We start from the raw sequence: 25,483 nt of genomic DNA on the forward strand, positions 1-25,483 counted from the left end.
ACCGACCGAGAGTGGGCTTAAAAAGGTGAAAAAATGCATTATTTAATGAACTTAATTAGTCACTCCATGAACCAAACCCTGGCTATTGCTAGCTTTTTGGTAGTTTTTGTACTTTTGAGTGCAACTTCAGCTCACGCTCAGAATAACAGCCAGGCATTAAGCCCATCGGAATTAAACCGCATCAACAATCAACCGCTTGCCCCAACCGTAAGTCCGGCAGGCGCTATGAATACCCCTGAACAGCGCAAACCCAACTTTCAGTACAAGGATAAAAACGGAACTACCGTTACCGAATACAAAGACGTAAATGCTCCAACACAGGTAGATGTCAAAACGCCTTACACCAGCTATGAAATGGCTCCACCTACATCAGTGATGCCAGGGCCTCCAAAAGAAACTGATCTGATTAGCGTTCCAAGCATCAGCATCCCCCTTAGATAAAAATCGTTTAATTCATTTAGTCAAATTAGTTTATGGCCGTATTTACTCCGATCAAACTTGAGGACATTGCTCAATGGATTGATCAAGACTTTAACATTGGCCAAGCTAGTGAAATACGCGGTATTCATGGCGGTATTGAAAACTCGAATTTTTTCTTAGACACTACTAAGGATGGCAAGAAGCAGGAATATGTTTTAACCATCTTTGAAAGGTTGACTGCACAGCAGCTTCCTTTTTATTTAGAGCTGATGCGCCACCTTGCAAACAAAGGCGTCCCAGTTCCCAAGCCAATTGAAAATAAGCAGGGCGATATTCTGTTCACCCTAAAGGGCAAGCCTGCAGCTATTGTCACCAAGCTTCCAGGTCTTTCTAGGTTGCAACCTGAGTCTAATCACTGCGCACTAGTTGGCGAGATGCTAGCAAAGATGCATTTGGCAGGAAAAGATTTTTCAAAGTACCAAGAGAATCTTCGCAGCCTCGATTGGTGGCAAAAAACGATTCCTTCAGTATTGCCGCACTTAAATACTTCGCAAAAAGAACTCATTACTCATGAGCTCAAAACTCAAGAAGAATTCTTTTCATCAGGCACGTATGATGTTTTGCCACAAGGCGCGAGCCATTGCGATTTATTTCGTGACAATGTCTTATTTGATCCAAAGGGTTCAGATGTATCCCAAGACCAATTGGGTGGCTTCTTTGACTTTTACTTTGCGGGCACCGATAAATGGTTGTTCGATATTGCTGTAACCGCTAACGATTGGTGTCTTGCCGACAACAAACAAGATCTAGAGCCCGCACGCTTGGATGCATTTATGAAGGCTTACCAATCGGTTCGGCCGCTCACCAAAGAAGAGCAAGCTAGCTGGCCTTTAATGTTGCGTGCAGCTGCTTTGCGCTTCTGGGTTTCTAGATTATGGGATTTCTATTTACCCCGTGATGCACAAATGCTGACACCCCATGATCCCACGCACTTTGAACGCATACTCTTAAGCCGACGATCCCTATGAAACTCAATTACGTAGCTCCAAAAGAAGGCTATACCTGGATAAGACAGGGTATTTGGCTATTCAAACAGAATCCTTTGGGATTCTTAATGCTGGTCTTTATGTACGTATTTGCGGCCCAACTGGCAGTCATCATCCCAGTCATCGGTGTTTTTGCAGTGCTACTCCTTACGCCTACCTTATCGGTAGGATTTATGACGGCTTGTCGTCAAGCCATTCAAAAAGAGCGCATTAAACCTTCAGTCTACATGGCAGCATTAAAGTCTAGCCCGATTGTCCGAAAAAGAATTTTGCAATTAGGCTTGGTATATGCCGCAATGATTGTATTGCTAAGCTTTATCTTAAGCCTCTTGGTTGACTTTGAGTTGCTCCTCCCCCTAATGACGAGTGACAAACCCATCACTCCGGAGGCTCTTCGCCAAGTTTATCTAGTGCTTTTCTTTGGCGCGATGTTGTATGTGCCTGTGGCGATGTTGATGTGGTTTTCACCAGTGCTGGTTGCCTGGGAAGATATGTCAGTGCCTCAAGCCCTATTCTCAAGCGCCTTAGCGTGCTGGTCCAATAAAGCAGCATTCTTTTTGTATCTGTCCATTTGGAGTGCAATTCTGATTGCGATCCCCCTAACTATCGGCATGATCTTTGATGCCATTAATTTGGGGCAAGTAGCCTCTTACATCATTGCGCCCATCTCTATGGCTGGACTCACTGTGATGCACTGCTCTTTTTATGCGACCTGGAAAGCTTGCTTCACTGACAATGAAGTTGTGATGCCTGTCTAACTCAATTCTTCAGTCAATCGCAGCAAGCTTCGCAATACTCAACTGTAGCCATTTAATACCGTGACGCTTGAAATTTACTTGCGCTCTAGCGTCTGCATCAACACCCTCTAAACCAGTCACGCGCCCCTCACCAAACTTGGTGTGGAAAACATTTTGTCCGATAGTGAATGGGTAATTTCCACGTGGGGGTGAAGCCAGTCTCTTCACTTCCATAGAAGCAGAGCCAACTCGCTTAGCAGGCCTTTGACGATCAGAGCCTGAATCAAAAAAATCATTCGACTCGTATTCACGTTGACGGGTATAGCCGTCTTGCCAGGTAGATCCAGATCTTGTATTACCCCCACCCCAACGTGCATCTCTTGCTTTAGGCGTAAGCCACTTCAATGAATCAGAGGGCAGCTCTTCCAAGAAGCGGGAAGGCATGTTGTAGCGTACCTGACCATGCAACATACGTGATTGGGTATGCGATAAATAGAGTCGTTCTTTGGCGCGAGTAATCGCCACATACATTAAGCGACGTTCTTCCTCTAGCCCATTCTGTTCGTTCACACTGTTCTCATGAGGAAATAAACCCTCCTCAAGACCGGTAATAAAGACAGAGGTGAACTCTAAGCCCTTAGCTGAGTGGACGGTCATCAGCTGCACGGCATCTTGGCCAGCCTGAGCCTGGTTATCGCCAGCCTCTAGGGAAGCGTGTGACAGGAATGCAGCCAATGGAGAGACTTCCACCACTCCTGGAGCATTCTCACCTGGCAACATAGCAGCCGCGGCATCTTGGCCATAACCCTCTTCGGCAATGAATGCGGTTGCTGCGTTAATCAATTCTTGCAAGTTCTCTACGCGATCTTGCCCCTCACGCTCAGAAAGATAGTGCTGGATCAAGCCGCTATGCTGAATTACAAACTCAACCGTTTCTGGCAACGTGTTATGACGAGTTGCCTCACGCATATGATCCACTAAGCGAACAAACCCACTCAAAGCTGCGCCCGCCTTACCTTCTAATGTGGAAGCTGCCAAATATAAAGAACATTGCTGTGCTCTTGCTGCATCTTGCAACGCTTCGATTGAGCGCGCCCCAATTCCGCGAGTCGGGAAATTCACCACTCGAGAAAAAGAAGTATCGTCATTTGGATTCTCAAGCAAACGTAAATACGCTAGCGCATGTTTGATTTCAGCACGCTCAAAGAAGCGTAAACCACCATACACACGATACGGAATGCCTGCAGAAAATAAAGCGTGCTCAATGATGCGTGACTGAGCGTTACTACGATAGAGCAAAGCTACTTCAGTACGTTTAATGCCGCTATTTACTAAAGCCTTGATCTCATCTACCAACCAAGCAGCCTCGGCATGATCGCTAGGAGCTTCATAAATTCGGACAGGCTCGCCATGACCAGCATCGGTGCGTAGGTTTTTACCAAGACGCTCTGAGTTGTTAGCAATCAGATGATTTGCGGTATCCAGAATATGGCCATGGGAACGATAGTTCTGCTCTAGCTTCACCATGAGCGGGTGATATTGCTTTTCGTAGAGGCGCATGTTTTCTACATCAGCACCACGGAATGCATAAATACTTTGGTCATCATCACCAACAGCAAAAACGGAACTGCTACCCATGCCACTCACATTGATGCGACTTGCATCATGGCCCGACAATAATTTGAGCCATGCATATTGCAAGGCATTCGTATCTTGAAACTCATCAATCAAAATATGACGGAAGCGCTCTTGGTAATGCGTGCGAATTGCTTCGCTGTATTTGAGTAATTCATAACTACGCAATAAGAGCTCAGCAAAATCTACTACGCCTTCACGTTGGCATTGCTCATCGTAAGCGGCGTAGAGCTGTGCCAGCTTAGCCTGAAAGTCATCGCCAACAGATAAATCTTTTGCACGCTGGCCGCGCTCTTTGGCATGAGCAATAAAGTATTGCAGCTGCTTGGCGGGATATTTCTCATCATCGACTTTTAAGCCCTTTAAAAGACGCTTAATCGCAGAGAGTTGATCCTGGGTATCCAGAATCTGAAAAGTTGATGGCAAACCTGCTTCTTTGTGGTGAGCCCTCAATAATCGGTTACATAAGCCGTGAAAGGTACCAATCCACATGCCACGGGTGTTAATCGGCAGCATGGCACTTAGGCGCAACATCATCTCTTTGGCGGCCTTATTGGTAAAGGTCACCGCTAGGACGCCAATAGGAGATACCTGGCCGGTCTGAATCAACCACGCTATACGGGTGGTGAGGACGCGGGTCTTGCCGCTCCCTGCCCCAGCCAAAATCAAGGCTGATTGGGCTTGGCCATTTTCATTTACGGGCGGGAGGGTCACTGCCTCGCGCTGTTCTGGATTGAGGTTCGCGAGCAAGTCTGAGTACATCAGCCCAATTATAATTTGCCTCTTATGCCAAATGCCTCAAATACCCCTAATTCACCAGCGGCCAGCTCTGCAGACGAGCTCGCCAAATCTTATGAACCTGCCCCGATAGAGGCCTACTGGGGTCCAGAGTGGGAGCGTCGTGGTATTGCCGATGCCACCATGGATGAGGGCAAGGGTGATTTTTCGATTCAGTTACCCCCGCCAAACGTTACCGGCACCCTGCACATGGGTCACGCTTTTAATCAAACCATCATGGATGGCTTGGTGCGCCACGCACGAATGTCTGGCAAAAACACCTTATGGGTACCGGGTACTGATCATGCAGGTATTGCTACTCAAATTGTTGTTGAACGCCAACTTGATGCACAAAAAGTATCTCGTCATGATTTAGGTCGTGAGAAGTTTTTAGAAAAGGTGTGGGAGTGGAAAGAAACTTCTGGCAACACGATTACTAGACAAATTCGTCGCTTAGGCGCATCGATTGATTGGGGCAAAGAATATTTCACAATGGACAGCAAGATGTCCAAAGCAGTAGTGGAAGTATTTGTACGTTTACACGAACAAGGCTTGATCTATCGCGGCAAACGTTTAGTGAACTGGGATCCCGTTTTAGGTACCGCAGTCTCCGACTTAGAAGTAGTGAGTGAAGAAGAAGATGGCTCGATGTGGCACATTCGCTATCCATTGACTGACGGCTCTGGTCACCTCACAGTCGCGACTACCCGCCCTGAAACCTTGCTAGGCGACGTTGCCGTGATGGTGAACCCAGAAGACGAACGTTATAAACACCTCATTGGCAAGTCCGTTGACTTGCCTTTGTGTGATCGTGAAATTCCGATCATTGCAGATGACTACGTTGATTTGAACTTTGGTACTGGCGTTGTAAAGGTGACTCCTGCACATGACTTTAATGACTATGCAGTAGGCCAACGTCATCAATTACCAATGATCAACATCCTCACTCTGGATGCAAAGATTAATGAGAACGCTCCTGCTGCCTATCAAGGCATGGAACGTTTTGCCGCACGCAAACAAGTTGTTGCTGATTTAGAGTCTGCTGGCTTATTAGAAAAAGTTCAGCCGCATAAGTTAATGGTGCCACGTGGTGATCGCACCCAAACCATCATTGAGCCAATGTTGACTGACCAGTGGTTTGTGGCAATGTCTAAACCAAGTCCGGACAACAAATATCAACCCGGCTCATCCATTGCTGGCGCTGCCTTAGATGCTGTCACTAAGGGTGACATCAAACTTGTTCCAGAAAATTGGATCAACACTTATACCCAGTGGTTAGAAAATATTCAGGACTGGTGTATCTCCCGCCAACTCTGGTGGGGCCATCAAATTCCTGCCTGGTACGGTGATGATGGGCAGATATTTGTAGGGCGCTCTGAAGAAGAGGCTAAAGCCAAAGCAGCGGCAGCGGGCTATACCGGCAAGCTCAATCGCGATCCTGATGTTCTAGATACCTGGTTTAGCTCGGCTCTGGTGCCATTTAGCTCTTTAGGCTGGCCAGATGAAACGCCCGCTTTAAATCACTTCTTACCTTCGTCTGTACTGGTTACTGGCTTTGACATCATCTTCTTCTGGGTAGCGCGCATGGTCATGATGACCTGCCACTTCACTGGAAAAGTGCCATTTCATACCGTCTATGTCCATGGACTAGTACGCGATGCCGAAGGTCAGAAGATGAGCAAGTCCAAAGGCAATACTTTGGATCCAATCGATTTGATTGACGGCATTCAGATTGAAGAGCTAGTGGGTAAGAGAACTACTGGTCTCATGAACCCCAAGCAAGCTGAGAGCATTAGCAAGAAAACCAAAAAAGAATTTCCGGATGGCATCCCAGCTTTTGGTACAGATGCACTGCGTTTTACCTTTGCCTCTTTGGCGTCACTTGGTCGCAACATTAATTTTGATCAAAAGCGTTGCGAAGGCTATCGCAATTTCTGCAACAAACTTTGGAATGCCACACGCTTTGTACTAATGAACTGCTCTGGCAGCGATGAAGACAATGGTTTAGCGCCATGCGACAACCAATGTGGTCCTGACGGCTATTTAGATTTTTCGCCCGCTGACAAATGGATCGTCTCTCAACTCCAAAGAACTGAAGCTGATGTAGCCAAAGGTTTTGAGAACTATCGCTTTGACAACATTGCGAGCAGCATCTACCAATTTGTTTGGGATGAGTACTGCGATTGGTATTTGGAGCTTGCTAAGGTACAGCTTCAAACTGGTACCCCTGCACAGCAACGCGCTACCCGTCGCACCCTGTTGCGCGTTCTAGAAACAATCTTGCGCATGGCGCATCCATTAATTCCATTCATTACCGAAACACTTTGGCAAACAGTTGGTCCGAAGTCCGGCAAAGAATTGGCCAAACAAACTAAGCAAACGATTGCACTACAACCTTATCCCGTTGCTCAGCCCGAGAAGATCGATGAGCAAAGCGAAGCTTGGGTTGCGCAAATTAAAGCGATTGTTGATGCTTGCAGAAATTTACGTGGCGAGATGCAGGTTCCCCCGGGTCAAAAAGTACCGCTTTGGATTTATGGTCCAGAAGAATTCCTTGCAAAAGCCACGCCTTATTTGATGGCACTTGCCAAACTCACCGAGGTTAAGATTTACAGCGATGAATCTGCCTTGGAAAAAGATGCTCCCGGCGCCCCTATTGCCCTAGTAGGAGACATCAAGCTGCTACTCAAGATTGAAGTGGATGTTGCTGCTGAACGCATTCGTCTTGGCAAAGAGATCGAGCGCTTGGCGAATGAAATCAACAAAGCTAAGGGAAAGCTAACCAACGAAAGCTTTGTGGCTCGCGCCCCAGCCGAAGTTGTTTCCCAAGAAAAACAGCGTCTTGCTGGTTTTGAGCAAAACCATGAGAAGCTTGTTGCACAATTAGAGCGTCTTAAATAATCTGCAGCCAAATAAAGCGATTGGAAGCCATATGCCGTTAAACACTAAAGCCGTCACCAAAGCAGTCTTTCCTGTTGCGGGTTTAGGCACACGCTTTTTGCCGGCAACGAAAGCTAGCCCAAAGGAAATGCTGAATGTAGTGGATAAGCCGCTCATTCAATACGCCGTTGAAGAGGCAATCGCCGCCGGCATTACTGAAATGATTTTTGTTACAGGTCGCAGTAAACGCGCTATTGAAGATCACTTTGACAAAGCATATGAGCTCGAGGCTGAATTAGAGGCCAAAAATAAACAGGCTCTTCTTGAAATTGTTCGCAGTGTTAAGCCTAGCCACGTAGATTGCGTATATGTACGCCAACCTGAAGCGCTTGGATTGGGTCATGCGGTTTTGTGCGCAGAGAAGTTGGTGCGTGATGAGCCATTTGCCATTATCTTGGCTGACGACTTATTGGATGGCCAGCCTCCGGTTCTCAAGCAAATGCTAAAAGTTTTTGATGAGCAAAATGGATCTGTAGTTGCAGTTGAAAAAATTGATCCCGCTAAGAGCAGCTCTTATGGAATCGTTTCTGGCGCCGAAGTTGCCAAAGGTATCTATCGCCTCAACGGTATTGTAGAAAAGCCACAACCAAAAGATGCGCCGTCTAATTTGGCGGTTGTAGGACGTTACGTTCTCTCCTCCGATATCTTTACCCATATTCGCAATCTCAAGCCTGGTGCGGGTGGCGAGATTCAGTTGACTGATGCCATTGCCTCTTTACTCAAAGAAGAGCCTGTATTTGCTTATGAGTACGATGGTGTGCGTTATGACTGTGGCAGTAAGTTGGGCTACCTCAAGGCTTCAGTCGAGTTTGCCCTGCGCCACCCCGAAGTCTCTGCTGACTTTGCTGCTTACCTCAAGAGCCGCTCATTGACTTAATCATCCTCCACTAAAGCAAAAAAGGCAGAGAGATCTCTGCCTTCTTTATTGGGATTGAGAGCTACTACCTGCGCTTCATGAAAAACACCAGCACATCACCTTCAGTAGCACTGGCAATTAGCTCGTTTCCGGTTTGCTTAGCAAAAGCCGGAAAGTCATGAGCAGCACCAGCATCAGTAGCCTTAATCTTTAAGACCTCGCCTGACTGCATCGTTGCCAAAGCTTTTTTGGTGCGCAAAATTGGTAATGGGCAGTTCATACCAATGGCATCAACCTCTGCATTGAAGGGGATATTTAGAGCATCACTCATTTACTTGCCACCCAGTCTTTAACGCCTGCCAAAGCAGCCCCTAACTTACTTGGATCTGTGCCGCCAGCCATCGCCATCTCAGGCTTGCCACCACCTTTGCCGCCCACTTGCTGAGCCACAAAGTTCACGAGGTCGCCTGCTTTAACTTTGCCAATCGAATCAGCTGTTACACCAGCAATCAAGCTAACTTTATCGCCCTGAACTGATGCCAGCACAATAGCTGCAGTTTTGAGCTTAGCTTTAAGGGCATCCATCGTTTCACGGAGCACGCCTGCATCAGCGCCATCCAAACGAGCAGCCAATACCTTGATGCCATTGACATCAATTGCTTGACCAGCCAGTTCATCACCTTGGCTCGCAGCCAATTTAGAATTCACTTTTTCTAAATCACGCTCTGCTTGACGCAGACTTTCTTGAAGTTGCGCAACGCGATTCACCAAATCACCAGGATGAGTTTTCAGAATTGCTGCAGCTTCATTAATCTTGTCTTCCAAGCCTTGCAAGAATTGCAATGCGTTATTACCGGTCACGGCTTCAACCCGGCGAATGCCAGCAGCAACGCCGCCTTCAGAAACAATCTTTAAGCTGCCAATGTCACCAGTGCGGGACACGTGCGTGCCACCACAGAGCTCTTTAGAACTACCAATCTCGAGCACGCGTACTTCATCACCGTACTTCTCACCAAAGAGCATCATGGCGCCAGTCTTTTGCGCATCTTCTAAAGACATAACCTTGCCCGAAGTCGGTGTATTTTCCAAAATCTCTTGGTTAACAATATCTTCGATGCGACGTATCTGTTCCAAGGTAATCGGTGCATTGTGTGTAAAGTCAAAACGGGTCTTAGTAGCGTCCACCAAAGAACCTTTTTGCTGCACATGATCGCCAAGCACTTCACGCAATGCTTTATGCAAAATATGCGTTGCGCTATGGTTGCGCATTGTGTCAGCTCTTTGCTGTGTATCAACTAATGCATTGATTGAGTCGCCCACCTTGAGTTCGCCCTCAAGTACTTCTCCTTGATGACCAAATACATCCGCTTGAATCTTGAAGGTATCTTCGACTGCAAAACGGATACTCTCATTGCGAAGCTCACCCTTATCGCCAACCTGGCCACCAGATTCGGCATAAAACGGAGTGTTATCCAAAACAATCACGGCTGCATCACCCGCTTTCACGGATGGCACTGCTGAACCATCTACGTAAAGGGCAGTTACTTTAGCGCCCTCATGCTTTAAGGTGTCATAGCCATGAAACTGGGTGGGTGCGCCCTTGTAGTCCAAACCTTGAGCAACCTTGAACTTACCAGCCGCCCTAGCTTGATCGCGTTGCTTTTGCATCGCTACTTCAAAGCCCTCACCATCCACTGTCACACCACGCTCACGACAAACGTCGGCCGTTAAATCCAATGGGAAGCCAAAAGTGTCGTGCAGGCGGAAAGCAGTTTCACCATCAACCACTTTTGCACCACCTGCTAAAGCACCATCCAGAATTTCCATGCCGTTAGCAATGGTTTGGAAGAAGCGCTCTTCTTCTTGTTTGATAACTTCACTCACCTTATCTTGTGCAGCACGCAACTCTGGATAGGCATCACCCATCTCTTTAACAAGCGCAGGAACTAATTGATAGAAGAATGGTTTGCGTGCACCTAATTTATAACCGTGACGGATTGCACGACGCGCAATACGACGTAAGACATACCCGCGCCCCGCATTACCTGGAATCACACCGTCCACTACGATGAAACTACATGCACGAATATGATCGGCAATCACTTTGAGTGAAGGGCTATCTGCATCGCAATTTTCACCGCCAGCAGCATCTACCGCTTCCTTCGAAGCCTTGAGGAGATTGACGAAGAGGTCAATTTCATAATTGGAGTGAACGTGCTGCAACACTGCAGCAATACGCTCAAGACCCATGCCGGTATCAACGCTCGGCTTAGGCAGTGGATGCATCACACCTGCTTCATCTCGGTTGAACTGCATGAAAACGTTATTCCAAATTTCAATATAACGATCGCCATCTTCATCCGGGCTTCCAGGAGGGCCGCCAGCAATGTGGTCACCGTGATCATAAAAAATCTCAGTGCATGGTCCGCATGGGCCTGTGTCACCCATCATCCAAAAGTTGTCTGATGCATAGCGTGCGCCCTTGTTATCGCCAATGCGAATAATGCGATCGGCTGGGACACCTATTTGTTTATTCCAAATCTCAAAAGCCTCATCATCTTCGGCGTACACCGTTACCAAGAGCTTTTCTTTGGGCAACTTAAATGTCTGGGTCAATAAGTCCCAGGCAAACTGAATGGCATCTTTCTTGAAATAGTCCCCAAACGAGAAATTTCCCAGCATTTCAAAAAAGGTGTGGTGGCGGGCGGTATAGCCCACGTTATCCAAGTCATTGTGTTTTCCGCCTGCCCGGATGCACTTTTGAGCAGTCGTAGCACGGTTATAAGGGCGCTTATCGAACCCTAAAAACACGTCCTTAAACTGATTCATACCCGCATTGGTAAATAGCAAGGTTGGGTCATCCCCAGGAACCACAGGGCTGGACGGGACTATTTGGTGGCCTTTTTGGGCGAAGAAATCCAGGTAAGCCTGGCGAATTTGGGAGACTTTCATGCCGATAATTATCGCATTGGCACTAGCATAGGGCAAACGCTAAGGTAGAAGCCCTAAACCTGCCTTACAATCCCACAACATCAATAAAAATCGGCATCTGAGTCGACAATAAGGAGAGCAACTTGAAAATTCGCAATCAACGGGATTTTGGGGCCGGGATCATGTATATGGTCATTGGCCTCTTCTTCGCCATCATGGCCACAAATTACCCAATGGGAACCGCCGCCAAAATGGGTCCCGGCTATTTCCCGTTCTATTTGGGCATTTTAATGTTCCTATTGGGCGTTCTAGTAGCAGTTAAGGCCTTTGGTGCCAAAGCTGCAATTGAATCCATCCCTAAATTTAATTGGCGCATCATGGCGCAAATTACCGGCGCGGTGGTGCTCTACGGCTTGTTGCTTCCACGTCTTGGATTCTTGATTGCAGTAGTGGTTTTGGTTTTTGTTGCCGCTAGCGCAAGCAGAGAATTTACTTGGAAAGGTACTGCGATTAATGCAGCCTTCTTAGTGACATTTACTTATTCAGTGTTTGTAGTCGGTCTGAAACTTCAGTTCCCGCTCCTGCCTGCATTCCTACAACAATAACGAACCGGGACTCTGAAAAATGGATTTATTTACAAACCTAGCTCTCGGTTTTGATACCGCGTTTACATTACAAAACCTGATGTACTGCCTGATCGGCTGTATCTTGGGAACATTGATTGGCGTACTGCCAGGTCTTGGCCCTATCGCAACGATTGCGATGTTGTTGCCTGCTACCTATGCTCTGCCTCCAATTGCCGCTTTGATTATGTTGGCTGGTATTTATTACGGCTCACAGTACGGCGGATCTACCACAGCGATTTTGCTCAACATTCCGGGGGAGACGTCGTCGGTGGTGACCGCGATCGATGGCTACCAAATGGCTAGAAATGGTCGAGCTGGTGTTGCCTTGTTTACTGCTGGTATGGGTTCATTCTTCGCAGGTTGCGTTGCTACTTTGGTTTTAGCTGCATTTGCTGCACCACTTTCTCAACTCGCATTTAAGTTTGGCCCTGCTGAATACTTCTCATTAATGGTCTTAGGTTTGATCGGTGCTGTTGTTTTGGCATCAGGTTCTTTGATCAAAGCGATTGGCATGATCATCTTGGGTCTATTAATGGGCTTGATTGGTACAGACGTGAACTCTGGTGTATCTCGCTATGCGTTTGATATTCCTGAATTGAGTGACGGTATCGGTTTCGTAGCTGTTGCGATGGGCGTGTTCGGTTTCGCTGAAATCATGGGTAACCTTGAAAAGTCTGGCGATGATGAAGGCTTCCTCAACAAACTCACCAGTATGGTTCCTACCAAGAATGATGTGAAGCGCATGATTCCATCAATCTTGCGCGGCACAACGATTGGCTCAATCCTAGGTATCTTGCCAGGCGGCGGCGCAGCGCTTGCAGCTTTCGGCGCTTACTCTGTAGAGAAAAAATCCTCTAAGTACAGCCATGAGTTTGGCAAAGGTGCGATTGAGGGTGTTGCCGGTCCTGAGGCCGCAAATAACGCTGCTGCTCAAACCTCATTCATTCCATTGCTCACATTAGGCATCCCACCAAATGCTGTTATGGCTTTGATGGTTGGTGCGATGACTATTCATAACATTCAACCAGGTCCACAGGTAATGACCAGCAACCCAGCTTTGTTCTGGGGCCTGATTGCCTCCATGTGGATTGGTAACGTGATGTTGATTCTCTTGAACTTGCCTTTGATTGGTATCTGGGTAAAGCTCCTGAAGATTCCTTATCGCTTCCTCTACCCAGCAATTTTGGTGTTCTGCTGTATCGGCGTGTACACCGTAAATAACACCGTGTTTGATGTTTATGTAACTGCAGGCTTTGGCTTGATTGGTTACCTGTTCTTCAAACTGGGTTGCGAACCACCTCCATTGTTGTTGGGCTTCGTGCTCGGGCCAATGATGGAAGAGAACTTCCGTCGCGCCCTATTGTTATCTCGTGGTGACTTCTCCACTTTTGTAACCCGCCCACTTTCCTTAGGTCTACTCATTGCAGCAGCCCTTTTGGTAGTGATCGTGGCTCTGCCAGCGGTGAAGAAGACTCGCGAAGAGGCGTTTGTGGAAGATTAATTCCCGCCACCTCTTCAGAAACAAGCCCGCAGCAGTTTGCGGGCTTTTTCTTTATGGGCCAAGGGTTTTCTCTACAATGTGGCTATGTCCCAAGATAGCAAACCCTCCAAAGCAAATACCGGCGCTGTAGCCGAACCGTCTAACTTCTTACGTCAGATCATTGATCATGACTTGGCAAGCGGCGCTTTTTCACAGCGCACCAATTTAGCTGGTGAGTCTATCCCATCAATCATCACCCGTTTTCCGCCTGAGCCGAATGGATATTTACACATTGGTCACGCTAAAAGCATTTGTTTGAACTTTGGCTTGGCTGCTGATTACAACAATCAAGTAGGTGGCGCGCGCTGCAATATGCGTCTGGACGATACCAATCCAGTCAAAGAAGATGTTGAGTATGCCGATAGTATTTTGGATGCAGTGAAGTGGTTAGGCTTTGATTGGGGAACTCATCTTTATCATGCAAGCGATTACTTTGATCGCCTCTATGAGTTTGCCGAAATTTTGATTCAAAATGGCAAAGCGTATGTTGATAGCCAGAGTGCTGATGACATCCATACCAATCGCGGCAACTTTGGGCAGGTAGGAAAAAACAGTCCTTATCGCGATCGTAGTCCAGAAGAAAATCTGCAACTATTTCGCGAGATGCGCGATGGCAAATTCAAAGATGGTGAGCATGTTCTTCGCTTGAAGATTGATATGGCACACCCGAACATCGTGATGCGTGACCCTGTGGTTTATCGCATCCGCCATACGGATCACCATCGTACCGGCAGCAAGTGGTGTATTTACCCGCTTTATGACTTCACACATTGCATCTCCGATGCCTTAGAGAACGTCTCCCATTCCATATGCACACTGGAGTTTGAGAACAACCGTCCGCTATATGACTGGATTGTGAATTCTCTAAAAGAATTGGGCGTATTTAAAGATCCAGTACCGCATCAGTATGAATTCGCTCGCCTCAATCTGACCTACACGATCACCAGCAAACGCAAGTTATTGCAACTGGTAGAAGAGAAGCATGTTGAAGGCTGGGATGATCCACGTATGCCAACCATCGTAGGCATACGTCGTCGCGGCTACACCCCAGAAAGCATTCGTTTGTTCTGTGAACGCATTGGTGTTTCAAAGGCAGACAGTTGGATTGATATGAGCACTCTCGATCAGGCCCTACGCGATGATCTTGAAGTTAGAGCACCACGCGCTACCGCAGTACTAAAACCACTCAAGCTCGTAGTAGAAAACTTTGATGCTTCAGCAAAAGAGGCCTGTTCTGCACCACGTCACCCTAATCATCCAGAATGGGGTAATCGTGAGTTTAATTTCACCCGCGAACTATGGATTGAAGCAGATGACTTTATGCAAGAACCAATCAAAGGGTTCTTCAGACTGTATCCGCCAATTGGCGATCAACCCGGTAGTCGCGTTCGCTTACGCCATGGCTTTGTAGTCGAGTGCACTGGCTTTGAAACTGATGCGCACGGCAATGTCACGCAAGTTAATGTGACTCACTTCCCTGATAGCAAGAGCGGGACCCCAGGCTCCAATAACTATAAGGTTAAGGGCAATATTCATTGGATCAGCGCCGCTGAGGCTATTCCTACTGAAGTGCGTCTTTATGATCACCTCTTTAGCGACCCTCATCCAGACAGCGGTGATAAGAATTTCCTGGATGCAATCAACTCTAACTCCAAGCAAACCATTGCCGCTTATTTAGAGCCCTGCATGAAAGATGCTAAGCCTGAAGATCGCTTTCAGTTTGAACGCCATGGTTACTTTGTTGCTGACCAAAAAGATTGCCAGCCTGGCAAGCCAGTATTTAACCGTACTGTTGGGCTTAAGGATTCTTGGAAATAGTTTTAAGAAAATGTCCTACGCTTGGATAGCGCAGTGGTGTTTTAAGTTCATGTAAGCGCGCATTAGTCACTCTACGAGATTCGCGCATAAATGACCACAGCATCGGGCTGACAATTTTCTGCAACTCATTGCCAGGTAATCGAGCCGGTCTTTGTAGCCCAAAGGCATCAGCTACTTCATCAAAGTAATCGCCCATCTTCGTTTCACCACCATCGCAGGCATTAATGATGCGCTGAGGTTTGCCGTGATACACCGCCGCACAAACCAACCTTGCTAAATCATCACTTTGGATATGGTTAGAGTAGGCATCCTCTTCGGCGACTAGCGCTGGTGTTTTGGACTCTAGTCGCTCTATTGGTAAACGGTCGGTGGCGTAAATTCCAGGGACACGCAAAATGGTTACGGCCACGCCATTTGCAGGACCCCATAAACGTAGTACTCGCTCGGCATCCACCCTTCTTTTGGCGCGTTCACTTTGGGGGTTTACTGGAGTAATTTCACTCACTTTGGCACCACGATGATCCCCATAGACACCTGTAGTGCTGATGTAGATCAGACGTCTGACAGCATTAGAGCCTTGGGCTAAAATTCGAATTAGGTTGCGGGTTCGGCAATCACGATTTCCACTATTTTGAGGTGGTGCCAAATGAATCACGGTTTGAGCTAAACCGGCCAGGCGCCATAAAGACTCTGGTTGATCCAGGTTGCCCAAAATAGGAGTCGCGCCAACCTCCCTCAATTCCTGAAAGCGACTCTGCTGAGAAGTAAGTGCAAAAACACGATGACTTCGCGAGAGCTGCTTGGCCACCCGAAGACCAATATCTCCGCAGCCAATAATCAGGATTGAAGGTTTACCAAAAGATTGCATAAGTGACATCGTAACGATTTATTGAAAGGAATGAGAGTGTCTTATCAAGTCACGCTCAAAACGAGCGGCAAACAATTTACCGTCAATCCAGATGAAAATGTCCTGGAGGCCGCGCTACGTCAAGGAATCAATCTTCCTTATGGCTGCAAAAATGGTGCTTGTGGCTCCTGCAAAGGCAAAGTCGTAGAAGGTCAAGTGACCCACGGACAGCATAGTGAAAGTGCTCTTTCTAAGGCGGATGAAACTGCTGGCGGTATTTTATTTTGCTGCTCCCACCCTCAATCAGACCTCCTCATTGAAGCGCGTGAAGTCCAAGGCGCCGGTGATATTGCGATTCGCAAGGTGCCTTGCCGTGTAAATGCCATTATCAAACCAAGCAGTGACGTTGTCATTCTGAAGCTGCAGTTGCCCGCGGCTGAACGCTTTCAGTTCTTAGCCGGCCAGTACTTAGAGTTTCTTCTGAAGGACGGTCAACGTCGTGCCTACTCGATTGCTAACGCACCAGAGCAAGAAGGTCCTCTTGAGTTACATATTCGCCATTTGCCTGGCGGTCTGTTTACCGATTTTGTATTTGGTGCTGCTACACCAGCGCTGAAAGAAAAAGATATCTTGCGCTTTGAAGGCCCGCTAGGCAGCTTTTTCTTAAGAGAAGATTCTAAGAAACCGATTATCTTTGTTGCCGCCGGCACGGGCTTTGCTCCCATCAAATCCATCATCGAACAAATGCAGGCCAAAAAGATTCAACGACCAATTCATCTTTATTGGGGCGGTCGTCGCCCTGGCGATTTGTACTTGAATGACCTGTGCCAAGCTTGGGAAAAAGAAATTTCTGACTTCAAGTACATCCCGGTGATCTCAGATGCACTGGCAGAAGATGGCTGGCAGGGTCGCACAGGCTTTGTGCACCAAGCTGTGATGGCAGACCATCCTGACATGCAAGACTTTCAAGTCTATGCCTGTGGCGCCCCAGTCATGGTCAATGCAGCCAGAAATGACTTCTCAGGCAAATGCCAGCTACCCGAGGAAGAATTCTTTGCCGATTCCTTTACCAGCGCTGCGGATTTAGCGACAGCCTAGTAACTGCGAAATCAAATCAGCGGGATAATAGAAGCCTTATTTGCCCTTATTAACTTATCAACCCATACCAGCATGAATAAGCCACTCCAGACTATTGACACCCATTCAGTCATGTTTATTACTCCGCGTCCAGAAGTAGTGATGGTTGAAGGCAAGGGCTCATGGCTAACAGATAACAACGGCAAGCGCTATTTAGACTTTCTACAAGGTTGGGCAGTGAATTGCTTAGGTCACGGCAACCCAGGGATGATTGAAGCGCTCAATGCGCAAGCAAAGAAGTTGATCAATCCAAGTCCTGCGTTCTACAACGAACCGATGATTGGTTTATCCAATCTGCTTACAGAAAACAGCTGCTTTAACAAAGTGTTCTTTGCGAACAGTGGCGCCGAGGCTAATGAAGGTGCTATTAAGTTGGCACGCAAATGGGGTCAGCTCAATAAATCTGGCGCCTTTGAAATCATCACCTTTGATCACAGTTTTCACGGTCGCACATTGGCAACGATGAGCGCCTCCGGAAAGCCGAACTGGGACACTATGTTTGCTCCACAGGTTGCAGGCTTTCCCAAGGCAGATTTAAATGATTTGGAGTCTGTCAAAAAACTGGTGACCGATAAAACAGTTGCAGTAATGCTCGAGCCAGTTCAGGGTGAAGGCGGCGTGATTCCAGCAACTCCTGAATTTATGCGTGAACTACGCAAGTTCACAAAAGAAAACAATATTCTTTTGATTGCTGATGAAGTGCAAGCAGGCTGCGGACGTACTGGCGCCCTCTTTGCCTACCAAAACTATGGCATTGAGCCAGACATCATGACTTTGGGTAAAGGCATTGGTGGTGGCGTTCCATTGGCAGCCTTATTGGCTACCGATGCAGTGGCTTGCTTTGTGCCTGGCGATCAGGGCGGAACATACAACGGCAATCCTTTGATGACTGCAGTAGGTATTAGCGTGATTGAGCAGCTCTTGGCACCAGGATTTTTAGATAGCGTTAAAGCCAAAGGCGCACTTCTCAAATCAGAATTGCTCAAGCTTTGCGCTGAATTTAATCTTGAAGGCGAGCGCGGCGAAGGCTTGCTGCGCGCTTTAATGCTCGGAAAAGATATTGGCCCAAAATTGGTTGAGCTGGCGCGTGATCGTAGCCCCGAGGGTTTGTTGATTAATTCACCAAGACCAAACCTGCTGCGCTTTATGCCTGCTTTGAATGTCTCTGATGATGAAATTCGCCAGATGTGTAATATGCTGCGTGAGTTACTCAAGGAAATAGCGTAAGACTTACCGCAGCTAACTGCCTACTTATTCACCGAGATAGGCAGCTCTCACTCTTGAGTCTTCCAGCAAATCTTTGCCAGAGCCACTGAGAGTAATTAAGCCACTCTCCATCACATAAGCGCGATCTGCCATCTGCAAAGCTAGTCGTGCGTTCTGCTCTACGAGCAAAATAGTCATCCCGCTCGAGGACAAACTGCGAACAACATCAAAAATGGTCTCGACCATGATGGGGGATAGGCCCATTGAGGGCTCATCTAACAGCAATAACTTAGGCTCAGCCATCATCGCCCTGCCCATTGCCACCATCTGCTGCTCACCGCCAGACAGCGTGCCCGCCAGCTGAGATAAGCGCTCTTTTAGTCTTGGGAAATACGAATATACCTCTTCAAGCTTACGCTCGATATCTTTGGGATTGGTTTTTAAGTAAGCACCCATTTGGAGATTCTCTAAAATCGTCATGCGCTTAAATACACCGCGCCCTTCAGGCACCATGCCCAGACCTAGGCGCACCAATTCATAAGCAGGCAACTTCCTAGTTTCCTGATTTGTAAAATGAATCTCGCCAGCTGAAGGTGTCAGCAAACCAGCAATAGCTTTCATGCTAGAACTTTTGCCAGCGCCATTCGCACCAATCAAAGCAACAAGCTCGCCTTGATTGACATGCAAATCTATTCCTTTGACAGCGTTAATGCCGCCATAGGAGACCTTGAGATCTTTTACATGAAGTAAGGCGCTCATCATGCAGCCCCTTGTCCGAGATAGGCTCTGATGACCTCTGGATGAGTACGTACATCTGCAGGCTTCCCAGAGGCAATCACCTTGCCGTAATCAAGCACAGTTAGGCTATCGCAAATACCCATCACCAAGCTCACATCATGCTCAATTAACAAAATCGTTTTACCGTCAGCACGAATACGCAACAATAACTCGCGAAGCTCCAGCTTCTCAGTAGCGTTCATGCCGGCAGCTGGCTCATCCAATGCCAAGAGCTTAGGCTCAGTCGCTAATGCTCTCGCAATTTCTAGGCGGCGCTGATGTCCATACGAAAGATTGCGCGCCTGCATATTGGCGAACTCACCAAGACCAACATAAGCCAAGAGCTGCTGGGCCTTTTCTCTGATGGCGCGCTCTTCGCGCTTAGCAGATGGAAAGCGAAAGATTGCACCTAGCAATCCGGCTTTAGTGCGGCAGTGACAACCTACCATCACATTTTCTAAAACAGACATTTCACCAAAGAGACGAATGTTTTGAAATGTTCTAGCAAGGCCGGATTTAGTTACTTCAGATACAGACTCTGGGAAATAAGATTGACCATCAAATAAAAAGATCCCAGAGTCAGCTGGATATAAACCAGTGATGACATTAAAGAAGGTGGTCTTGCCAGCGCCATTGGGACCAATCAATCCAACGATTGAACTATGCGCCACTTGCAGACCAACAGAGTCTAGGGCCTGAACACCGCCAAAACGTTTTGAAACGTCAGTGACATCTAGAAGCAAGTGATCTGATCTTGTCATTACCTTGCCCCACTCTTTTGCCAAATACCGCCTGGACGATAGAGCATGATCAAAATTAAAGCCAAGCCATAAATCAACTGACGAATGATTTCCACGTCAACAATGACATGACCAAACAGAAACTGTTGAACTGGCTGCGCAATGCCGCGCAATACTTCCGGAAATACCGCCAAAAGTACGGCGCCCAAAATCACTCCTGGAATGTGTCCTATACCCCCTAGAACTACCATAGCCAAGACTACGATCGACTCCCAGAGAGTGAATGACTCTGGAGAAACAAAGCCCTGGAAAGCGGAGAACAGTACTCCTGCCACTCCAGCAAAAGAAGCGCCAATGGCAAAGGCTAGCAATTTCATATTACGGGTATTGATGCCCATCGCTTTTGCAGCGATCTCATCTTCACGAATGGCGATCCAAGCACGTCCAATGCGCGAGTCTTGCAAATGCAAGCAAACGATGGCTACTGCGATTGCCAGCAGAAGGAATAAATAGAAAATCAAATACAAACCGGGTATTTGTATAAAACCCAAATCCAGAGGCTTTATAAATGAGATGCCAAATAACTGGATAGGATCGATTCCGGAGATTCCCTTGGGGCCATTAGTGAGGTTGAGAGGGCGATCCAGGTTATTCATAAAGATGCGAATAATTTCACCGAAACCCAAAGTCACAATCGCTAGGTAATCCCCTCGCAATTGCAAGGTAGGTAGACCCAAGATCAATCCAAAAAGAGCCGCCAAGATGATCGAAAATACTGCAACCATCCAGGGCGAAAAGTGCATACCCTCCGGAAAGGTCGCTGCAATGCTTTCAAACTGAGTTGGTAAATGAGGGGAAGCCATTAAGGCAAAGCTATAGGCGCCTAGCGCATAAAAAGCGATGTAACCCAAATCCAAAAGACCCGCAAAGCCAACAACCACGTTTAAGCCTAAAGCGAGCACGATATAGAGCAAAGCAAAATCGAGCACTCGTACCCAATAGTTACCACCACCAGCTCCCACCACCCAAGGTAGCAACACTAAAGCAATGGCTCCAAGCCATAGGTAGGAAGAGCGACTCAAACGATTGGTAAAAAGGCTTTTAAGCACGATCAGAAACCTTCTCCCCCAGTAAACCAGTAGGGCGCAATACCAAAACCAAAATCAATACCAAGAAGGCAAAGATATCTTGATAGTTAGATCCAAAGACTCCACCAGTGAGCTCACCAATATATCCAGCGCCCAAAGATTCAATCAAGCCCAATAGCAAGCCACCCAACATCGCGCCCTGCAAATTACCGATGCCACCCAGAACGGCGGCAGTAAATGCTTTCAGACCCGGAATAAAGCCCATATAAAAATGAACGTTGCCATAGTTACTGGCAATCATGACGCCCGCAAGACCTGCCAATGCACCGCCCAACATAAACGTAATTGAGATGACACGATTTGGATTAACGCCCATCAATGCAGCAATTTGAGTTTGCTCAGCAGTAGCGCGCATTGCTCTGCCAAGCTTTGTTTTCTCAACCAAAAACAATAAGCCAGCCATCACTACCAAGGCTACGATAATGATCACAATTTCTTTACCAGTAATCGTCGCACCACTACCCCATAAATCAATTGGAGTTGATGGCAGTAATTGTGGGTAGGTCATCGGATTACGTGACCAAATCATCATTGCGATGGTTTGCAGCAAAATGGACATACCAATAGCCGATATCAGTGGTGCCAAACGAGGCGCATTGCGAAGAGGGCGATAAGCAATCCGCTCAATCCAGTAACTCAACCCCGCACAGACTGCCATCGTAATCGGCAAGACAATCAGGAGGGTGAGCCAACCAGGTAAGTCACTTGTTAAGCTCAAGATCAAGCGCAGCAATGAAAGTGAAACCATTGCGCCAATCATCAGGACTTCGCCGTGTGCAAAATTGATGATCCCCAGCACGCCATACACCATGGTGTAACCTAGTGCGATCAAGGCATAGATGCTACCTAGCACTAAGCCATTAATGATCTGCTGAAGAAGAATATCCATGGAGCTTTGGGATTGATTTAGTCTTGATAAAAAAATAGCACCGCAGTAGCGGCGCCATTTTTTATTGAAGCGTCATTACATCTTAATGACATCAAGCACTGTTTTCTTTTTATCTTTGAAGTCGTACAAAGTAATTACACCTTCTTTCATATCGCCTTTGTTATCAAAAGCAATATTACCTACTAAACCTTGTATTTTTGTGTCAGGCATAGCAGCCAAAATCTTTGCAGGATCGGTTGAGTTTGAACGCTTCATAGAATCTACTAAAACATAAACAGCGTCATAAGTGAAAGGCGCATAAATTTGCACATCTGTATTAAAGCGTTCTTTGTAACGCTTCTGGAAGTCCGCACCTTGCGCCATCTTTGATAAAGCCATACCAGCCTCAGAGCAAGTTACGTTAACTACAGCCTCGCCAGCCAATTCAGCAAGCTTCTCGGTACACATACCGTCACCACCGACCACTTTCGCTTTAATACCAAGCTCAGCTGCCTGTTTAGTTAATGGACCACCGGTGGCGTCCATGCCGCCGTACATGATGACATCTGGCTTGCTGCCTTTAATCTTCGTCAAGATAGCCTTGAAATCCGTAGCTTTGTTATTGCTCGCTTCGCGAGTAACTACTTTTACTCCAGCCGCTTTGATCGTTTTCTCAAACTCATCAGCTAAGCCTTTGCCGTACTGAGTGGAGTCATCGATGATGGCTACCGTTTTTGCCTTCAAGGTATTAGCAACATAGTTAGCCAAGGCTGGACCTTGTTGTGCATCAGTTGCCACCAAACGATAAGTCGTTTTAAAACCTTGCTTGGTGTAATCAGGATTAGTAGCAGATGGTGATACTTGTGTAATGCCTGCATCACTATAAATACGTGAGGCTGGAATACTTGTTCCAGAATTTAAGTGCCCCACTACGCCAACCACTTTGGCATCTACTAACTTTTGAGCTACTTGCGTAGCTGTCTTTGGATCTTCTGCATCGTCCTCTGGCACCAAAGTCAGCACTACCTTTTTTCCATCAATGGTTAAGCCTGCTTTATTGATCTCTTCGAGCGCTAAGCGTGCGCCATTTTCATTGTCTTTACCCAAGTGGGCAATGGGGCCTGTGAGTGGAGCAACGTGGCCAATTTTTACTTCAACAGCATCCGATGGAACTGCAGCAGATTTATCGCCACCCTTGCCACAGGCTGCTAGTAGTAAAGCTGAAGCTGCTAAAGCAAGAGCACTTTTTGTTATGTGTGATTTGTTCATGTACAGCTCCTCTGTTATGGATTTATGTATCGATACTTCAATTAACTAAATTTTTTGGTAAAGAAAAGGTGACATCTTCTACAACACCATCTAGTGCGCGCACATGTCGTGGGCCAAACTCCTGAATGCGACTGACGATAGACTGGGCCAAACTTTCCGGAGCAGAAGCCCCTGCAGTTAAGCCAACTCGCTTTTTGCCAGCAAACCATTCCGGCTTTAATTGCTCTGGTGCATCGACCATGTAAGCAGGTACACCAAGCTTTTCAGCAAGTTCGCGCAAGCGATTAGAGTTAGAGCTCGTAGCACTTCCCACCACAATAACCACCTCAACTTGAGGGGCCATAAATTTCACAGCATCCTGACGATTCTGAGTGGCATAACAAATATCTTGTTTACGAGGCTGAACAATATTGGGGAACTTTTGGGTTAAAGCTTCAACAATTTCTTTCGTCTCATCTACTGAGAGTGTTGTTTGCGTAACAAATGCAATCTTCTCTTCGGCTGAGAACGGCAAAGCGCTTACATCACCGAGCTTCTCAATTAAGAACACGCCCTCTTTAACCTGGCCCATAGTCCCCTCAACTTCAGGGTGGCCCGCATGACCAATCATCAATACTGTGAAACCCTCTTTGCACATTTTGACGACCTCAAGATGAACCTTGGTAACCAAAGGACATGTAGCGTCATACACCTGCAAACCTCTTGCTTCAGCGTCTTTACGCACTTCTTGAGAAACCCCGTGAGCACTAAATACAACAATTCCACCCTTAGGGACTTCATGCAATTCATCCACAAACACTGCGCCCTTATCGCGCAGTTCATTCACCACATATGCGTTATGCACAATTTCATGGCGTACATAGATCGGCGCACCAAAGCGATTCAGCGCTTCATTAACGATATTGATTGCACGATCAACGCCCGCACAAAAACCACGCGGTTGCGCCATCAAAATTTCTGCGTTATTGGAATCACTCATCGTTTACAGAATCGCCACAATCTCTGCTTCAAAAGTTACCGGTCTACCTGCAAGAGGGTGATTGAAATCAAACCATGCACCCTCTTCATTAATCGATTGCAAAACACCCGCATACTGAGCACCGCCTGGAGCATTGAACTCGATCACATCTCCAGGATTAAATTCCACATCGTCATCTCTGCCTTCTTTCAAAGCTTTAAGAGATACCCATTGCACTAAATCTTCTTTACGCTCACCAAAACTTTCTTCGGGAGCAAGCAGTGCACTTTTTTTCTCACCAACACCTAAACCCAGCAAGACCTTTTCAAAGCAAGGAGCAAATTGTCCAGACCCCATCAAAACCGTCGCAGGACGATCGATAAAAGTATTGATGTAATCCTCCCCATTAGGCAAAGTGAGCCGATAGTTGAGAGTCAAATAGGAATTAGGCAAAACGGTAAGCTTAGTCATAAGGTGATTGTATCTAGGCCAGCGCTTGCTGTGCATTCTCCAATCACAGATTGGCCCAAAAATGAGCAACCCAGAGAGAAGCTTCGCATAAACGGAGCTGCAGCACTTTCCGACGCAGAATTGCTGGCTATTTTTCTGAGAGTGGGAGTCAAAGGGAAAAGCGCTGTGGCTCTAGCCAAGGATCTACTGCATCACTTTGGAAGCCTCCCACGACTGCTAGCCTGCAGCCCCCAAGAATTAACCCAGATTCACGGCATGGGCCTATCTAAATGGGCGCAAATTCAAGCGGCCTATGAGCTGGTGAAACGAAGCTTGGAGGATGGTCTTACCCAGGACCCTATCTTTTCATCACCCAACCATGTCAGGGAGTTCTTGCAGGCCAAGATTGGCCGCCTTCCCCACGAGGTCTTCCTTTGCCTTTACCTAGACTCCAGGCTGCACTTAATTGAATGTGAGGAGCTTTTTAGGGGCTCCATCACACAGACGGCTATTTACCCCCGGGAGATCCTCAAAGAGGCTCTAGCGAAAAATGCCAGCGCTCTCATCGTCGCGCATAACCATCCCAGTGGCAATCCACTTCCCAGCGATGCTGACCAGGATCTGACAAAGGTGCTCCTAAATGCACTCCAATTGGTAGATATTCAACTACTGGACCATTGCATTGTGAGTGGCAGCGGTTTTTTCTCTTTTTCTGACGCAGGCCTTATGAAAAATGGCAATTAATGATAGTAAACAC

Annotated in this window: 22 protein-coding genes; 11 read left to right on the forward strand and 11 right to left on the reverse strand. The window is 47.1% G+C overall.

The window, feature by feature from the left end; translation table 11 throughout:
- The first annotated feature begins 45 nt into the window (after positions 1 to 45).
- The 3 genes from QMF28_RS08125 to QMF28_RS08135 are packed head-to-tail and all read left to right on the forward strand — an operon-like array spanning position 46 to position 2,224.
- Positions 46 to 441: a hypothetical protein gene (locus QMF28_RS08125; protein ID WP_281742234.1), complete on the forward strand. Its 396-nt coding sequence runs from the start codon at positions 46 to 48 to the stop codon at positions 439 to 441.
- A 32-nt stretch (positions 442 to 473) separates the two neighbouring features.
- Positions 474 to 1,448: a homoserine kinase gene (locus QMF28_RS08130; RefSeq protein ID WP_281742235.1), complete on the forward strand. Its 975-nt coding sequence runs from the start codon at positions 474 to 476 to the stop codon at positions 1,446 to 1,448.
- Entirely contained in the window at positions 1,445 to 2,224 is a 780-nt protein-coding gene (locus QMF28_RS08135) for a BPSS1780 family membrane protein (protein ID WP_281742237.1), read from the forward strand. Before QMF28_RS08130 ends, QMF28_RS08135 begins: the two co-directional genes overlap by 4 nt.
- A gap of 9 nt (positions 2,225 to 2,233) precedes the next feature.
- On the opposite strand, the gene QMF28_RS08140 is transcribed toward QMF28_RS08135, so the two are convergent.
- Positions 2,234 to 4,600, reverse strand: coding sequence for a UvrD-helicase domain-containing protein (locus QMF28_RS08140; RefSeq protein ID WP_281742238.1), 2,367 nt, complete (start codon positions 4,598 to 4,600; stop codon positions 2,234 to 2,236).
- A 24-nt stretch (positions 4,601 to 4,624) separates the two neighbouring features.
- On the opposite strand from QMF28_RS08140, the gene QMF28_RS08145 reads away from it, so the two are divergent.
- Complete coding sequence (locus QMF28_RS08145; RefSeq protein ID WP_281742239.1) at positions 4,625 to 7,516, forward strand: valine--tRNA ligase; 2,892 nt, start codon at positions 4,625 to 4,627, stop codon at positions 7,514 to 7,516.
- A 31-nt stretch (positions 7,517 to 7,547) separates the two neighbouring features.
- Positions 7,548 to 8,432: a UTP--glucose-1-phosphate uridylyltransferase GalU gene (galU, locus tag QMF28_RS08150; protein ID WP_068320791.1), complete on the forward strand. Its 885-nt coding sequence runs from the start codon at positions 7,548 to 7,550 to the stop codon at positions 8,430 to 8,432.
- Between the two features lie 64 nt (positions 8,433 to 8,496).
- Here the strand turns inward: galU and QMF28_RS08155 are convergent, their stop codons facing one another.
- Both QMF28_RS08155 and alaS read right to left on the reverse strand, forming a co-directional pair.
- Positions 8,497 to 8,724: a sulfurtransferase TusA family protein gene (locus tag QMF28_RS08155; RefSeq protein ID WP_281743665.1), complete on the reverse strand. Its 228-nt coding sequence runs from the start codon at positions 8,722 to 8,724 to the stop codon at positions 8,497 to 8,499.
- Positions 8,725 to 8,738: 14 nt separating this feature from the next.
- Entirely contained in the window at positions 8,739 to 11,363 is a 2,625-nt protein-coding gene (gene alaS, locus QMF28_RS08160; RefSeq protein WP_281742241.1) for an alanine--tRNA ligase, read from the reverse strand.
- Between the two features lie 122 nt (positions 11,364 to 11,485).
- Here alaS and QMF28_RS08165 point away from each other — a divergent pair, with 122 nt between their 5' ends.
- The 3 genes from QMF28_RS08165 to QMF28_RS08175 all read left to right on the forward strand — a co-directional run bounded on the left by QMF28_RS08165 (position 11,486) and on the right by QMF28_RS08175 (position 15,326).
- On the forward strand, positions 11,486 to 11,947 hold the full coding sequence (locus tag QMF28_RS08165) for a tripartite tricarboxylate transporter TctB family protein (RefSeq protein ID WP_068320795.1): 462 nt from the start codon (positions 11,486 to 11,488) through the stop codon (positions 11,945 to 11,947).
- Positions 11,948 to 11,966: 19 nt separating this feature from the next.
- The gene (locus QMF28_RS08170) at positions 11,967 to 13,469 is read left to right on the forward strand and encodes a tripartite tricarboxylate transporter permease (RefSeq protein ID WP_068320796.1); all 1,503 of its coding nucleotides are present in this window, start codon (positions 11,967 to 11,969) and stop codon (positions 13,467 to 13,469) included.
- Between the two features lie 84 nt (positions 13,470 to 13,553).
- Positions 13,554 to 15,326 (forward strand): glutamine--tRNA ligase/YqeY domain fusion protein, encoded by a 1,773-nt coding sequence (locus QMF28_RS08175; protein ID WP_281742243.1) that lies wholly within the window; start codon positions 13,554 to 13,556, stop codon positions 15,324 to 15,326.
- On the opposite strand, the gene QMF28_RS08180 is transcribed toward QMF28_RS08175, so the two are convergent.
- A complete protein-coding gene (locus QMF28_RS08180) occupies positions 15,307 to 16,203 on the reverse strand; it encodes an SDR family oxidoreductase (protein ID WP_240480873.1) in 897 nt (298 codons plus the stop codon). The two genes, QMF28_RS08175 and QMF28_RS08180, sit on opposite strands and share 20 nt — an antisense overlap.
- A 27-nt stretch (positions 16,204 to 16,230) precedes the next feature.
- On the opposite strand from QMF28_RS08180, the gene QMF28_RS08185 reads away from it, so the two are divergent.
- Together QMF28_RS08185 and QMF28_RS08190 are read left to right on the forward strand one after the other, a co-directional pair.
- Positions 16,231 to 17,271, forward strand: coding sequence for a CDP-6-deoxy-delta-3,4-glucoseen reductase (locus tag QMF28_RS08185; protein WP_068320948.1), 1,041 nt, complete (start codon positions 16,231 to 16,233; stop codon positions 17,269 to 17,271).
- A 72-nt stretch (positions 17,272 to 17,343) separates the two neighbouring features.
- Positions 17,344 to 18,537: an acetylornithine transaminase gene (locus QMF28_RS08190; RefSeq protein ID WP_281742245.1), complete on the forward strand. Its 1,194-nt coding sequence runs from the start codon at positions 17,344 to 17,346 to the stop codon at positions 18,535 to 18,537.
- 24 nt (positions 18,538 to 18,561) lie between these two features.
- On the opposite strand, the gene QMF28_RS08195 is transcribed toward QMF28_RS08190, so the two are convergent.
- From QMF28_RS08195 to QMF28_RS08225, 7 genes are all read right to left on the reverse strand, one after another.
- Positions 18,562 to 19,278, reverse strand: a complete 717-nt coding sequence (locus QMF28_RS08195; RefSeq protein WP_281742247.1) for an ABC transporter ATP-binding protein — start codon at positions 19,276 to 19,278, stop codon at positions 18,562 to 18,564.
- Positions 19,275 to 20,054 (reverse strand): ABC transporter ATP-binding protein, encoded by a 780-nt coding sequence (locus tag QMF28_RS08200; RefSeq protein ID WP_068320804.1) that lies wholly within the window; start codon positions 20,052 to 20,054, stop codon positions 19,275 to 19,277. Before QMF28_RS08200 ends, QMF28_RS08195 begins: the two co-directional genes overlap by 4 nt.
- On the reverse strand, positions 20,054 to 21,142 hold the full coding sequence (locus QMF28_RS08205; protein ID WP_425594892.1) for a branched-chain amino acid ABC transporter permease: 1,089 nt from the start codon (positions 21,140 to 21,142) through the stop codon (positions 20,054 to 20,056). Before QMF28_RS08205 ends, QMF28_RS08200 begins: the two co-directional genes overlap by 1 nt.
- Positions 21,135 to 22,070 (reverse strand): branched-chain amino acid ABC transporter permease, encoded by a 936-nt coding sequence (locus QMF28_RS08210; protein ID WP_281742249.1) that lies wholly within the window; start codon positions 22,068 to 22,070, stop codon positions 21,135 to 21,137. The genes QMF28_RS08205 and QMF28_RS08210 overlap by 8 nt, the downstream gene beginning before the upstream one ends.
- Before the next feature lie 75 nt (positions 22,071 to 22,145).
- Positions 22,146 to 23,318, reverse strand: coding sequence for a branched-chain amino acid ABC transporter substrate-binding protein (locus tag QMF28_RS08215; protein ID WP_068320812.1), 1,173 nt, complete (start codon positions 23,316 to 23,318; stop codon positions 22,146 to 22,148).
- A gap of 37 nt (positions 23,319 to 23,355) precedes the next feature.
- Positions 23,356 to 24,297, reverse strand: a complete 942-nt coding sequence (ispH, locus tag QMF28_RS08220) for a 4-hydroxy-3-methylbut-2-enyl diphosphate reductase (RefSeq protein WP_281742251.1) — start codon at positions 24,295 to 24,297, stop codon at positions 23,356 to 23,358.
- Between the two features lie 3 nt (positions 24,298 to 24,300).
- Complete coding sequence (locus QMF28_RS08225; protein ID WP_068320950.1) at positions 24,301 to 24,747, reverse strand: FKBP-type peptidyl-prolyl cis-trans isomerase; 447 nt, start codon at positions 24,745 to 24,747, stop codon at positions 24,301 to 24,303.
- Positions 24,748 to 24,750: 3 nt separating this feature from the next.
- Here QMF28_RS08225 and radC point away from each other — a divergent pair, with 3 nt between their 5' ends.
- Positions 24,751 to 25,470 (forward strand): RadC family protein, encoded by a 720-nt coding sequence (gene radC / locus QMF28_RS08230; RefSeq protein ID WP_281742253.1) that lies wholly within the window; start codon positions 24,751 to 24,753, stop codon positions 25,468 to 25,470.
- The last annotated feature ends 13 nt before the right edge of the window (positions 25,471 to 25,483 follow it).

Origin of the sequence: Polynucleobacter yangtzensis (assembly GCF_027924165.1) — a bacterium.
GTDB classification, from domain to species: domain Bacteria; phylum Pseudomonadota; class Gammaproteobacteria; order Burkholderiales; family Burkholderiaceae; genus Polynucleobacter; species Polynucleobacter yangtzensis.

What these genes read in the sequence shown, in the direction of transcription:
- QMF28_RS08195 (WP_281742247.1), bottom strand. Translation starts at nt 19,278, where the DNA reads ATGATGAGCGCCTTACTTCATGTAAAAGATCTCAAGGTCTCCTATGGC.
- QMF28_RS08170 (WP_068320796.1), top strand. Translation starts at nt 11,967, where the DNA reads ATGGATTTATTTACAAACCTAGCTCTCGGTTTTGATACCGCGTTTACA.
- QMF28_RS08125 (WP_281742234.1), top strand. Translation starts at nt 46, where the DNA reads ATGAACTTAATTAGTCACTCCATGAACCAAACCCTGGCTATTGCTAGC.
- QMF28_RS08175 (WP_281742243.1), top strand. Translation starts at nt 13,554, where the DNA reads ATGTCCCAAGATAGCAAACCCTCCAAAGCAAATACCGGCGCTGTAGCC.
- galU (WP_068320791.1), top strand. Translation starts at nt 7,548, where the DNA reads ATGCCGTTAAACACTAAAGCCGTCACCAAAGCAGTCTTTCCTGTTGCG.
- QMF28_RS08190 (WP_281742245.1), top strand. Translation starts at nt 17,344, where the DNA reads ATGAATAAGCCACTCCAGACTATTGACACCCATTCAGTCATGTTTATT.
- QMF28_RS08200 (WP_068320804.1), bottom strand. Translation starts at nt 20,054, where the DNA reads ATGACAAGATCAGATCACTTGCTTCTAGATGTCACTGACGTTTCAAAA.
- QMF28_RS08130 (WP_281742235.1), top strand. Translation starts at nt 474, where the DNA reads ATGGCCGTATTTACTCCGATCAAACTTGAGGACATTGCTCAATGGATT.
- QMF28_RS08210 (WP_281742249.1), bottom strand. Translation starts at nt 22,070, where the DNA reads ATGGATATTCTTCTTCAGCAGATCATTAATGGCTTAGTGCTAGGTAGC.
- QMF28_RS08145 (WP_281742239.1), top strand. Translation starts at nt 4,625, where the DNA reads ATGCCAAATGCCTCAAATACCCCTAATTCACCAGCGGCCAGCTCTGCA.
- QMF28_RS08140 (WP_281742238.1), bottom strand. Translation starts at nt 4,600, where the DNA reads ATGTACTCAGACTTGCTCGCGAACCTCAATCCAGAACAGCGCGAGGCA.
- QMF28_RS08135 (WP_281742237.1), top strand. Translation starts at nt 1,445, where the DNA reads ATGAAACTCAATTACGTAGCTCCAAAAGAAGGCTATACCTGGATAAGA.
- alaS (WP_281742241.1), bottom strand. Translation starts at nt 11,363, where the DNA reads ATGAAAGTCTCCCAAATTCGCCAGGCTTACCTGGATTTCTTCGCCCAA.
- QMF28_RS08225 (WP_068320950.1), bottom strand. Translation starts at nt 24,747, where the DNA reads ATGACTAAGCTTACCGTTTTGCCTAATTCCTATTTGACTCTCAACTAT.
- QMF28_RS08180 (WP_240480873.1), bottom strand. Translation starts at nt 16,203, where the DNA reads ATGTCACTTATGCAATCTTTTGGTAAACCTTCAATCCTGATTATTGGC.
- QMF28_RS08215 (WP_068320812.1), bottom strand. Translation starts at nt 23,318, where the DNA reads ATGAACAAATCACACATAACAAAAAGTGCTCTTGCTTTAGCAGCTTCA.
- ispH (WP_281742251.1), bottom strand. Translation starts at nt 24,297, where the DNA reads ATGAGTGATTCCAATAACGCAGAAATTTTGATGGCGCAACCGCGTGGT.